Source organism: Rhodococcus ruber (assembly GCF_016804345.1).
GTDB lineage: Bacteria > Actinomycetota > Actinomycetes > Mycobacteriales > Mycobacteriaceae > Rhodococcus > Rhodococcus ruber.
Genome location: NZ_CP044211.1, coordinates 423,296 through 435,043, shown reverse-complemented (window position 1 = coordinate 435,043; position 11,748 = coordinate 423,296). Strand labels below are relative to the sequence as shown.

Genomic DNA, 11,748 nt, shown 5'->3' with positions numbered 1-11,748 from the left:
GCACACCGACCGATGCGGCGATTCCGCTCGGCCGGTCCGTCCCGGCGTCCGAAATTTCCTTCACGAGCGCCCCGGAACGGAGGCGTCGTCGTCGGTGGCCCAGCGGGCGAACTCCTCCTCGAGTGCCATGTCACCCCGGCTGGGGGCGAGCAGCAGCGCGGCGATCGGCACGGCGAGAACGGCGATGCCGAGCACGAAGGAGGGGAACAGCAGTGCGGTGACGGTCCGGCCCGACGGCAGCGGGACGGTCGGATCGACCTCGACGCGCACGCCGGCCATGCCGGTGTAGTGCAGTGCGACGACCGCGCAGCCCATGAGCAGGGCGGCCGGGACGCGGAGCACCCATCGATCCGCGGTCTGCGCGAGCCACAGGGCGACCGTGGCCGCGACGACACCGATGGCCACCGAGGCGACGACGAAGCTCGGGTCGTGCTCGAGCGAGCCCTGGATCCGGATGGCCCACATGCCGCTGTAGTGCATGAGGCTGACCGCGAGTCCCATCCCGAGGCCGCCGACGAGCAGGCGGGCGAAGGACGGCACGCGGTTCACCCACGCGGCGCGGGAGCTGACGAGCCAGAGCCCGAACCAGGTGGCGGCCACCGACAGCGCGACGGAGAAGACGGTCGGCCCCAGGGCGTACCGAACTGCGGTACCGGGAATGTCGAAGCCCATCATCCCGATGAAGTGCATGAGCCAGACGGCCACACCGCCCACCGACAGGGCGGCCATGGCCATCCAGCGGCGATGGCCGCGGTCGGTGGGCGCGGTCAGCGACTGACGGGCGCAAGAGAGACCGACGAACGATCCGACGACGGAGGTGGCATAGGCGAGGAAGAACACCCACATCCCCATGGAGAAGTGGTGCATTTCGTGGGACATCGTGACCTTCCGAGCACGGCGCGCGAAGCGGTCCGTGCTCGTGGTGGCGCGCCTCACCGAATCGATACGGGCTGCGACTCCGCCCCCCTCGACAGCGATCGGAGCGTATCGCATCGATGTAATTCGGGAGGGTCCCGGTCCCGCCCCCGTCCGATCAGGCGAGCGGACTGCGCGGGTCGACCGGACGGTGTTCCCGGGCCCACGCCTCGGCCTCGGCCTCGAGGGCCGCCGCCACCCGATCGGGAGCCATGAGCAACGCCATGATCGGCACTGTCAGGATCAGCATGCCGAGCACGAACACCGGGAAGAGCACCGCGAACACCTCGACGCCCGACGGCGCCGCCGTCGACGGATCCACCGTCACCCGCACCCCCGCCATCGCGAGGAAGTGCACGCCGATCACCGCCGCGCCGGCGACGATGCTGCCGACGATCCGCATCCACCGGCGGTCGGCGACCGTCACCAGCCACAGGATCATCACCGCGGTGAGCCACGCCGCCACGACGGAGGCCGCCACATAGGTCGTGTCGTATGCGACGGTGCCCTGCAGTTCCATCGCCCACATGATCGAGTAGTGCACGCCGGCGATCCCGGCACCGAGGACCAGCGATCCGCCCAGCAGCCGTACCGGCGCGGCACCGCGCGACGGCCGGGCACGGCGTGACACCCGCTTCGGCTGCACGACCACCATGGCGACGAACGCGGACACCAGCGCCACCGCCATCGAGAAGACGATGCCGGGCAGGTCGTATCGAATGATGCTGCCGTCCACCGTGAAACCGGCCATCGGCAGGAAGTGCGCCAGCCACACCCCGACGCCACCGGTCGAGAGCGCAGCTCGCATCAGCCAGTACAACCGTGACCGTTCGGAACCCGCCGTCAACGACTTGCGGGCACTGGCCAGCCCCACGAGCAACCCGATCGCCGCCGTCACGTACGCCAGGACGAGCACCCACGTGCCCATGCCGAACAAGTGCACGTGCGTGTCCATCAGGGCGCTACCGGCTGGTGCAGCTTGCGCAGCGCGTACTCGGTCACCGTCACGAGTGCCGACTTGGCGGACTCGCGATCGCGCGCGTCGATCGAGACGATCGGCACGTCCGCCGACACTGCGAGGGCCTGACGAATGTCCTCGGTCGGGTAGCGCGGGGCGTCGTCGAACTCGTTGATCGCGACGATGAACGGCAGGTTCCGGGCCTCGAAGAAGTCGACCGCCGCGAAGCTCTCGTCCAGACGCCGGGTGTCGATGAGCACGATGGCCCCGATCGCACCTCGGATCAGGTCGTCCCACATGAACCAGAACCGGTGCTGACCCGGCGTGCCGAACAGGTACAGCACGAGATCCTCGGCGAGGCTGATCCGGCCGAAGTCCATCGCGACGGTCGTGGTGGCCTTCTGCGGTGTCGCGCTCAGGTTGTCGACGCCGTCGCTGGCGTTGGTGACCAACGCTTCCGTGCGCAGCGGAACGATCTCCGAGACCGCCCCCACCAACGTGGTCTTGCCGACGCCGAAGCCCCCGGCGATCACGATCTTCGTCGAGGTCACCCGCTTCGGGGAGTTAGAGTTCGCGAAGTCCACTGAGGACCCTTTCAATCAGCTCACGACGCTCCGCGTCGCTCGAATCGTCTTTCAGGGTGGCCAGGATCCGTACATGCCCGGCTTCGACGAGATCCGCCACGAGTACGCGCGCCACCCCGATCGGCACACCCACCCGCGCCGCGATCTCGGCGACCGACGGGGACTCCCTGCACAACGCCACGATCGTGGCGTTGATGTTGTCCAGGTCCCGGGCACGGTCGTCCGTGCCCGGGAGGACCTGGATCAGTGCCTCCAACGCCAGCTCGACCGCGGGGCTGGTCCGCCCCGAGGTCAGTGAGTACGGCCGGACCAGACTGGGCTGGGCCGGCGGCGACTCCGCCTTGCGTTCTTCCATGGCCACCTCGACGTCAGGACCCCAGACCGATGCGCGGAGTGGCCTCGACCGATGCCCCCACACGATCGACCAGGAGTGCCATCTCGTAACCGACCTGCCCGATGTCGCACTCCGAGGCGGTCAGCGCCGCCAGGTGCGAGCCGTCGCCCACGCTCATCAGCAGCAGGTAGCCGTGCTGCATCTCGACGACGGACTGGAGCACTCCGCCGCCCTCGAAGAGCTGGGACACACCGTTGGACAGGCTGGCGAGTCCGGACGTGACGGCAGCGAGCTGCTCGGCACGGTCGACGGGCAGGTGTGCGCTGGCCGCCATCAGGAGGCCGTCCGCGGACACGAGCACGGCGTGGGAGACGCCGGGAACCTCGCGCGCGAAGTTCGACACCAACCAGTCCAGAGGACGAGTCACGTCGGATCCATGGTCAATGTTCATCGAACTCCCTGTTCGTCGGTCTGGGTGGACGCGTGCGCGGAGGCCCGCCCGTTGCGAACCCCTTGCTGGTGACGGCTCAGGTTGGCCCGGATGGCCTCCGGGTCGCGCCGCCGGACAGCCGGCACGGATCCGGTCGCCGGCGAGGCGACCGCACCGGGCACCAGCCTATGACCGGGTGCACGCCGCGGGAGACCCGCGGTGGTGAGTTGCTCCACCGGAGCCTGCGCAGCCTCCTGGGCGGCCCTCCACCCGGCATCCGCCCGTGAGTTCCACTCCGGACGGCGGTCTTCGGGCTGACTCGTCGGATCGACGAGCCAGCTCGACATCATGTCGGCGAAGATCGGCGTGCCGGCACCGGGATGCGGACGCAAGGTGTCGACATCGGGACGCGGCTGGAAGAACGACGCCGTCTTGGCCGGGTTCGTCCGGTACCGATGCCGGGAGGCGCGACCCGGTTGTCCGTCGGCCGCTTCGTCCCGAGTTGCGGACGGTTCGGAATTGCGTTGCGCAAGCGCGGATTCCGATGCGGCCGGCGGTATCGGCAGACCGGGGGTGCTCCCCGGCCGGCGCTGCGGCAGACCGTTACCCGGCGCACCGTTGTTCGGTGCGGCCGCCGGCTGGGGCGAGATACCCGGCGTGGCGCCCGGCCGGCGCTGCGGCAGACCGCTACCCGGGGACCGGGGCGCCGCCGGGGCGGGAGCAGGAGCGGACGAGACCGTCTCCGTGCGACGCGACGGCAGGACCGGTGTCGGACCGGGTTGACGCCGGGGCAGGTCGGCCAGCGGCGTGGGCTGGCGCTCCGGTGCGGCACCGGGCTGACGCTGCGGCAGACCGGGAGTGGAGCCGGGCCGGCGCTGCGGCAGCCCCGGAGTGGCACCGGGCTGACGCTGTGGCAGACCTGCGGCCGACTCCGCGGCCACGGGTGCCGCCTGTCGCTGCGGCAGTCCGGATCCCGGCTCCCGCTGCGGCAGTGCGGATGCCGGCTCCCGCTGCGGCAGTGCCGATGCCGGCTCCCGATGCGGCAGTGCCGATGCCGGCGCAGGAGCGCGTTCCGGCGCGGCCGGGACTGTGACATCGCGGGGTGGCCGCGGCGCGAGGGTCTCGGCCGGACGGCCGTCCTCCCCCGTGCGCGGCTGCGGCCCGGTCTGCGACAGGGCGAGCGGCGAGACGAGGAGCACGTCGGGAATGTGGACGCTGGCGGTGATGCCCGGGTTGCGCGCGGTGTCGAACGTCGGGCGCAGCCGCACGGTGAGGCCGTGTCGGGCCGCGAGGCGCGAGACCACGAACAGACCCATGTGACGGGCGGTGTCGGGACCGACCTCGCCGCCGAGAGCGAGACGCTCGTTGATCGCGTCGAGTTCCTCGGCCGGGATACCGATACCGCGGTCGGCGATCTCGACGAGCAGACCACCGTCGACGGCGCGCGCGAAGCTGAACGTCACGGTGCTGTCCGGCGGCGACGCCCGCAGCGAGTTGTCGACGAGCTCGGCGAGCAGATGCACGATGTCCGTGGCGACCGTACCGCTGAGGGCGCCTTCGGGCGTCGAGCCGATCTGGACCCGCTGGTAGTCCTCGACCTCGGACATCGCGGCACGGAGGATGTCACCGAGCTGCACGGGTGCGGAATGACCGCGCCGCATCCGGGTTCCGGAGAGAATCAGCAGGTTGTCGCCGTTACGGCGCATGCGCGCCGCCAGGTGGTCGAGCCGGAACAGGCTCTCGAGCCGGGCCGGATCCTTCTCCTCGTACTCGAGCCGTTCGATGAGGCCGAGCTGCTGCTCGACGAGCGACTTGCTGCGCCGGGCGAGGGTTTCGAACATGTCGTTGATCTGCAGGCGGAGGTGGGCCTGCTCGCCGGCGAGGCGCAGAGCCTGCCCGTGCATGTCGTCGACGGCGCGGGCGAGCTGGCCGATCTCCTCGGTCGTGTGCACCGGGACCCGGGTGAACTCGATGTCCTCGACGTTGTCGCCCACCTTGATGCGGTCGATCGCGTCGGGGAGTTCCTGCCGGGCGACCTTGAGCGCGCCGTAACGCAGGCGCCGGATCGGGCCGACGAGCGACCGCGACACCAGGAGCGCCAGGACCAGGGCGGCGAGCAGGGCGCCGAGCACGATCGCGGTGTCACGCAGAGCGGCGGAGCGGGTGTCGGAGGCGCGGGTGAGAACGGTGCTGCTGATCGCGTCGGATGCTTCGTCGATGAGGGTGCCGTAGACCTCGACACTCTCCAGCAGCGACGCACGCAGGTTCAGGATGGGCAGGGGGCCGGCGCCCGCGGCGTCGATCATCGCGGTGCGCTCGGCGACGCCGCTGCGCAGCTCCTGGATCTGCGCATCGGACGCCGGGTACGACCGGGCGAGCGTCTCGAGCATGGCCAGCTCGGATCCGGACGCGGACACCAGCGTGGTACCGGGCTGGTCGGGGTCCCGCAGGATCGCCACGATGCCCATCACCTGGTCGAAGAGGTAACGCTGGGACGCCCAGGCATCGACGAGGCGGGTGCCCTCGGCGAGCACGGACGGATCCTCGATCGGCTCGACGATGGCTTCGACGATGCGGATCAGATCCTTACGGATGGTGTTGGTCTGCTCGTTGAGCTCGGGAAGCGGGATGTCCCCGGCCGCGATGCGGTCTCGCAACGACTCGGCGGCGGCCACCGTGCGGGTGAGGTCCGCGGCGATGACCGGATCCAGCTCCGGATTCCGGGACACCGCCCGGACGCGTTCGAGCGTCGCGTCGAGATTCTCGATCTCGTTCGTGACGCCGGTCCCGGCAGCCAGCGTCGCGGAGGCGGTACCGAAGGCGGTACCGAAATCGACGAGGTCGGGCACGACGGCCACCTGGTCGGCAGCGGACGAGAAGTGGACCGCGTTGGAGAGCTCCTGCTGCACGCGCAGTCCGCCCAGGACCATGGCCACGGTCACGGGAACGGCGAGAACGGCGGTCACCTTCCAGCGAAGGCCCCACCCTTCGATGTTCCACCACCGCTGCCGAGGTGGCGATTCGTCACTCATCTTTCCAGCTCACTTTCCACCCGGTTTCCGCCGCCGACCCACACCCGCGCCACACCGCTCGGCGTCGAGGAGGTGCGTCTGCGGGTGGAGTGGTCGGAAGAGACGTTCCTGAGTGCACGCACCATATCCGCCCGAGTGCGGATCACGAAAGGAGCACGATCACTCCCCGAACCGGCGGCAGTCGTGTCTCGAAGCGGTCGACGCGCCGAAAACTCTACCGACCAGTAACATTCGCGGCCCCGGAACGGGCGGCCGACGCGCCGAAGGGCGGCGAAAGCGTTCGTGTGAACCTCGTCACACCAACGCTTTCGCCGCCCTTCCGCGCCCGCGAGACCCGGTCAGACGTCCAGGAAGCGGACGTCCTTCGCGTTACGGGTGATGAAACTGCGACGTGCCTCCACGTCCTCACCCATCAGCACGCTGAACAGTTCGTCGGCGGCCGCCGCGTCGTCGAGCGTGACCTGACGGAGCACGCGCACGCTCGGGTCCATGGTGGTCTCCCACAGTTCCTTGGCATTCATCTCGCCGAGGCCCTTGTACCGCTGGATGCCGTCGTCCTTGTTGATCTTCTTGCCGGACGCGAGGCCACGCTCGAGCAGGCCGTCGCGCTCCCGGTCGGAGTACGCGAACTCCGGCTCGGAACGCTGCCACTTGAGCTTGTACAGCGGGGGCTGCGCCAGGTAGACGTGCCCGTGCTCGACCAGCGGGCGCATGAATCGGAACAGCAGCGTCAGCAGCAGGGTCGCGATGTGCTGGCCGTCCACGTCGGCATCGGCCATCAACACGATCTTGTGATAGCGCAACTTCGAGATGTCGAACTCGTCGTGGATACCGGTACCGAAGGCGGTGATGATCGCCTGGACCTCGTTGTTCTTGAGGACCCTGTCGATGCGCGCCTTCTCGACGTTGATGATCTTGCCGCGCAGCGGCAGGATCGCCTGATACATCGAATCGCGGCCCGACTTGGCGGAGCCGCCGGCCGAGTCGCCCTCGACGATGTAGATCTCGGACTTGCTCGGATCGTTGGAGCGGCAGTCCGCCAGCTTGCCGGGCAGGCCCCCGAGATCGGTGGCGGACTTGCGCCGGACCAGCTCGCGGGCCTTACGAGCGGCGACGCGGGCCTGGGCGGACGAGACTGCCTTCGTCACAATGGTCTTCGCGTCGGCCGGGTTGGCCTCGAGCCAGTGCGACAAGTGCTCGTTGCAGGCCTTCTGCACGAACGACTTGACCTCGGTATTGCCGAGCTTGGTCTTGGTCTGACCCTCGAACTGCGGTTCGCCGACCTTGACCGAGATGATAGCGGCCAGACCCTCACGGATGTCGTCGCCGGTGAGGTTCGGATCCTTGTCCTTGAGGAGCTTCTTGTCCTTCGCGTACTTGTTGACCACCGAGGTCAGCGCCGCACGGAAGCCCTCCTCGTGGGTGCCGCCCTCGTGGGTGTTGATCGTGTTGGCGAAGGTGTGGACCGACTCGGAGTAGCCCGAGTTCCACTGCATCGCGACCTCGAGTTCGTGGCCGGTGCCCTTCGCGGTGAAACCGACGACCGAGTTGTGGATCGGCTGCTTGGTGCGGTTGATGTGCCGCACATAGTCCTCGAGGCCGCCCGGGTAGTGATAGACGCGGACCTTGACCTTGTGCTGCTGCTCGATCTCGGCCTGTTCCTGCTCCTCGGCCTTCTTCGGTGCCTCGGCGAGCTCGCTGACGACCTCGTCCGTGACCTCCTCCGGCGCGACACGCTCATCGGTCAGCGTGATCGTCAGGCCCTTGTTGAGGAAGGCCATCTCCTGCAGTCGCCGCGCGACCGTCTCGAAGTTGTAGGTCGTGGTTTCGAAGATGTCCGGGTCCGCCCAGAACCGGACGGTGGTGCCGGTGGCCCGGGTGGGCTCACCCTTGACCAGCGTCCCCGGCTTGGAGGACTGGTAGGTCTGCTCCCAGTGGTACCCGTCGCGGTCGATCTCGACCTCGAGTTTGGTGGACAGCGCGTTGACCACCGAGATGCCGACGCCGTGCAGACCGCCGGACACCGCGTAGGCGTCGGAGTCGAACTTGCCGCCCGCGTGCAGCTGCGTCAGCACGACCTCGACGGTCGGGACGCCGGAGGCGTGCATCCCGACGGGGATACCGCGGCCGTCGTCGACGACCTGCACGCCGCCGTCCTCGAGGAGGGTCACCTCGACCTTGGTCGCGTGGCCGGCCATCGCCTCGTCGACCGAGTTGTCGACGACCTCCCAGATCAGGTGGTGCAGACCGCGCTCACCGGTGGATCCGATGTACATGCCGGGGCGCTTGCGCACCGCCTCGAGCCCCTCGAGGACGGTGATGGAGGAAGCACCGTAGTCACTGTTGCTCTTGTTCGACTTCTGGGCAGCCACGGGTTGGTAGCTCTCCTTCTTCCGCCTGGGCCTCGCGCACACGCGCGCATTCGGATTCATCCTACTGCCCGGAACCGTACTTGCCCCGTCCGACACAGAACGGGCCGTCGACGCCGCTCACCGGCCCGCAGGCGCGGCGTCGCGGGGGCGGGAAGGTGAATCGCTAGAGCGCGGGAGTTCGGACAGTGTGCCGCGCTTCGACGTCGCGCACGAAGCGCGCGGTGGCGGCCGCGAGCTCCGAGGCATGCGAGCGGGGCGACCAGTGTCCGGCGTCGAGCGGTTCCCGGCGCAGATCGGTCACCCACTTCTCGGTGTCCTCGTACCCGACCGGCCGCACCGCCCGGTCCCGCAGCCCCTGGATCAGCTGCACGGGCACGTCGGTGCGCCGCTCGCGCGGCGCACGCAGGCGCCGGCGCAGGTTCGCCCGGTACAGCTTCAGCCCGTGCACCATGTCGTCGGCCAGCGTGGGCGCGACCGGCCCGATCAGGGCCGGATCGGAGCGGTCGAAGAATCCGACGAATCCGGGCCAGTGCCGCGAGAACCACCACCGGAGGGCCGGCACGGGCAGGCCGGGAGTCTGGAACAGCACCGTGTAGGCCGACGCCACAGCCTGCTCGAGCGGGCCGAGCGGGCGCCGATCCCGCAGCCGGCGGCGCATCCACGAAGCGAGATGGTCGAGGTTCGGCCCGGACACCGAGGTGTAGGACGCGATCCGCTCGGTCGCCCCGGGTTCGCACACGGCCTCCCAGCACAGCACCGCTCCCCAGTCGTGCCCGAGCAGGTGCACGGGCACGCCCGGGCTCACCGCGTCGAGCACCGCGAACAGGTCCGCGGCGAGCAGCTCGAGCCGGTAGTCCGCGACGTCGCGCGGCACGGTCGAGACACCGGCGCCGCGGTTGTCGAACCGGACGATCCGGAAGTCGCGGGCCAGCTCGGGTACCACGCGGTCCCACAGGGCGTGGGTGTCGGGCCAGCCGTGGACCAGCACCAGCGTCGGCCCCGCCGGGTTGCCCTCCTCGACGACGTGGAGCCGGACGTTTCCGTTCGTGACGGTGCGAGTGGTCATGCGTTCTCCTCAGAGATCGAGTACGAGCCGGCCACCGTCGGCGCGCGAGACGCAGACGAGCATCTCCTCGCGACGTTCCTCGGGGGTGAGCCGGTTCTCGCGGTGGTCGGGGGTGCCGGACAGGACCCGCACCCGGCAGGTTCCGCAGAAACCCTGGCGGCACGAGTAGCCGATGCCGGGCAGGCGCCGGCGGATGATCTCGAGCGCCGATTCGTCGGCCGGAACGTCGAGTACCTCTCCGGTGCTTGCCAATTGGACCTCGAACGGCCGGCCGGCGACCACGGGCGGGGCGCCGAACCGCTCGAAGTGCAGGGCCGACGCCGGGGTGGCGTCGATGCCGGCGCGCACGGCGTCCAGCATCGGGGTGGGCCCGCAACAGTAGACGGCGCCGCCGGCGGGAGCACCGGCGAGCAGTTCGGCTCCCGTCGGCGTGCCGAACTCGTCGTCCGGCCGCACGAAAACCCTTGACGGGTCCCATGTCCCGATCTCGTCGAGGAACGGCATCGCGGACCGGGTCCGGCCGGTGTAGACGAGCCGCCAGTCCATCCCGGCGCGGTGTGCGGCGCGGGCCATCGCCAGGACGGGGGTGATGCCGATCCCGCCGGCGACGAACAGGGCCGGGCCCTCGGCGACGAAGGGAAACCCGTTGCGCGGACCGCGCACGGCCACGAGGTCACCCGGTTCGAGAGCGTGCATCTCGAGTGAGCCGCCCCCACCGCCGGGGATCCGGCGGACCGCGACGGTGTATCGGCCGCGGTCCTCGTGATCCCCGCACAGCGAGTACTGTCGCCGCCGCCCCGACGGCAGATGGAAGTCGAGATGGGCGCCCGGGTGCCATGCCGGCAACTCGGCGCCGTCCGGGGCGCGCAGCGTCAACCGCACCACGTCGCCGTCGGCCGTCGCGGGAGCCCTCTCCGCCACAAGCAGATCCACCTGCCGATCGGCGTCGGCGGCTCCGACGGCACCGGTGTAGTCGAGCGTCGTGACGAGGCTGAGGTATCTGTCCACGACGGATCCGAGCACGCCCATCGCCCGGTCGGGGCGGTTCCGGCCCCGCAGGTCCGACGGGCGACCGTGCCGCGGCAGCAGTCCGGTCATCGGGCCGCCGCCCGGGCCGCGGGCGAGGACGCCAGGTAGCGGACCGCCTGGGCGGTCGAACCCTCCTGGCTGGGGTGGTACGAGCGGCGGAAGTACCGCGACATGCGCCGGCCGAGGTCCACGGGCCCGGGCAGCGTACCGCGTCGACTGGCCGCGGACCAGTCCGAAAGATGAGGTGCGCGAGCATGTCCGGGCGCACCCGCCAGTGCGGGGTCGTGAGCCATCAGGAAGCGGGCACCGCGGATCCACAGCCACACGAGGACCGGGGTGACGATGAGCTGCGTGCGGATCCGGCGCGCCTCCCCGGGGTCGAAGTAGCGCATCACGTCGTAGGCGACGCTGCGATGCTCGACCTCCTCGGCACCGTGCCAGCGCAACAGGTCGAGCATGGTCGGATCGGTGCCCGCCGCGTCGAGACCCTTTGCGTTGAGGACCCAGTCACCCAGGAACGCGGTGACGTGTTCGACGGCGGCAATGAGGGCGAGCCGTTCGACGAGGTAGTTCTCCGCCCGCAGTCCCGTGAGCGGCCGCCGGCCGAGCAGCCGTCCGAACAACCACCGCATCTGGTCCGTGAACGGGGTGGGGTCGAGACCCTTCGCCTCGAGTTGCTCGAGTACTCCCTGGTGGGCGTTGGAGTGCACCGATTCCTGACCGATGAATCCCACGACGTCGTCGCGCAGTTGTTCGTCCCGGATGAGCGGCAGCGCCTCCTTGAACGTCTCGACGAACCACTCCTCCCCCGCCGGCAGCAGCAGATGCAGGACGTTGAGCACGTGGGTGCTGAACGGATCGCCCGGCACCCAGTGCATGGGCAGGGCGCTCCAGTCGAACTCGACGTCGCGGGCCTGGAGCAGCACCCGGTCCGGTTCGGTGAGCGATGGGGACATGGACGTACCTCCCGATGCGGAGTGTGGGACAGCGCACAACCGGCACGTTTCAACGTAACATCGGGTTACAGA

10 protein-coding genes are annotated in these 11,748 nt (G+C 69.7%); all 10 read right to left on the bottom strand.

What is annotated here, in order from left to right:
* Nucleotides 1–60 precede the first annotated feature (60 nt).
* A complete protein-coding gene (locus tag F1734_RS02005; RefSeq protein ID WP_017681012.1) occupies nt 61–993 on the bottom strand; it encodes an MHYT domain-containing protein in 933 nt (310 codons plus the stop codon).
* 40 nt (nt 994–1,033) lie between these two features.
* Nucleotides 1,034–1,870 carry an MHYT domain-containing protein gene (locus tag F1734_RS02000; RefSeq protein ID WP_124258888.1) on the bottom strand — a complete coding sequence of 279 codons (837 nt, stop codon included), beginning with the start codon at nt 1,868–1,870 and terminating at the stop codon, nt 1,034–1,036.
* Complete coding sequence (locus tag F1734_RS01995; protein WP_003936635.1) at nt 1,870–2,424, bottom strand: GTP-binding protein; 555 nt, start codon at nt 2,422–2,424, stop codon at nt 1,870–1,872. The genes F1734_RS02000 and F1734_RS01995 overlap by 1 nt, the downstream gene beginning before the upstream one ends.
* Before the next feature lie 13 nt (nt 2,425–2,437).
* Nucleotides 2,438–2,812, bottom strand: a complete 375-nt coding sequence (locus tag F1734_RS01990; RefSeq protein WP_003936636.1) for a DUF742 domain-containing protein — start codon at nt 2,810–2,812, stop codon at nt 2,438–2,440.
* A gap of 13 nt (nt 2,813–2,825) precedes the next feature.
* On the bottom strand, nt 2,826–3,242 hold the full coding sequence (locus F1734_RS01985; protein ID WP_003936637.1) for a roadblock/LC7 domain-containing protein: 417 nt from the start codon (nt 3,240–3,242) through the stop codon (nt 2,826–2,828).
* Nucleotides 3,239–6,253, bottom strand: a complete 3,015-nt coding sequence (locus tag F1734_RS01980) for a sensor histidine kinase (protein ID WP_026137830.1) — start codon at nt 6,251–6,253, stop codon at nt 3,239–3,241. Before F1734_RS01980 ends, F1734_RS01985 begins: the two co-directional genes overlap by 4 nt.
* Before the next feature lie 338 nt (nt 6,254–6,591).
* Nucleotides 6,592–8,625 (bottom strand): DNA topoisomerase (ATP-hydrolyzing) subunit B, encoded by a 2,034-nt coding sequence (gene gyrB, locus F1734_RS01975; protein WP_010595447.1) that lies wholly within the window; start codon nt 8,623–8,625, stop codon nt 6,592–6,594.
* A 163-nt stretch (nt 8,626–8,788) separates the two neighbouring features.
* On the bottom strand, nt 8,789–9,691 hold the full coding sequence (locus F1734_RS01970; RefSeq protein WP_010595446.1) for an alpha/beta fold hydrolase: 903 nt from the start codon (nt 9,689–9,691) through the stop codon (nt 8,789–8,791).
* A 9-nt stretch (nt 9,692–9,700) separates the two neighbouring features.
* On the bottom strand, nt 9,701–10,789 hold the full coding sequence (locus F1734_RS01965) for a PDR/VanB family oxidoreductase (RefSeq protein ID WP_017681015.1): 1,089 nt from the start codon (nt 10,787–10,789) through the stop codon (nt 9,701–9,703).
* Nucleotides 10,786–11,676: a metal-dependent hydrolase gene (locus tag F1734_RS01960; RefSeq protein WP_010595444.1), complete on the bottom strand. Its 891-nt coding sequence runs from the start codon at nt 11,674–11,676 to the stop codon at nt 10,786–10,788. The genes F1734_RS01965 and F1734_RS01960 overlap by 4 nt, the downstream gene beginning before the upstream one ends.
* Nucleotides 11,677–11,748 lie beyond the last annotated feature (72 nt).

Bases quoted from the DNA above. Each gene is read 5' to 3' on its own strand.
- F1734_RS02005 (WP_017681012.1), bottom strand. From the start codon at position 993: ATGCGATACGCTCCGATCGCTGTCGAGGGGGGCGGAGTCGCAGCCCGT.
- F1734_RS02000 (WP_124258888.1), bottom strand. From the start codon at position 1,870: ATGGACACGCACGTGCACTTGTTCGGCATGGGCACGTGGGTGCTCGTC.
- F1734_RS01990 (WP_003936636.1), bottom strand. From the start codon at position 2,812: ATGGAAGAACGCAAGGCGGAGTCGCCGCCGGCCCAGCCCAGTCTGGTC.
- F1734_RS01985 (WP_003936637.1), bottom strand. From the start codon at position 3,242: ATGAACATTGACCATGGATCCGACGTGACTCGTCCTCTGGACTGGTTG.
- F1734_RS01980 (WP_026137830.1), bottom strand. From the start codon at position 6,253: ATGAGTGACGAATCGCCACCTCGGCAGCGGTGGTGGAACATCGAAGGG.
- F1734_RS01970 (WP_010595446.1), bottom strand. From the start codon at position 9,691: ATGACCACTCGCACCGTCACGAACGGAAACGTCCGGCTCCACGTCGTC.
- F1734_RS01965 (WP_017681015.1), bottom strand. From the start codon at position 10,789: ATGACCGGACTGCTGCCGCGGCACGGTCGCCCGTCGGACCTGCGGGGC.
- F1734_RS01960 (WP_010595444.1), bottom strand. From the start codon at position 11,676: ATGTCCCCATCGCTCACCGAACCGGACCGGGTGCTGCTCCAGGCCCGC.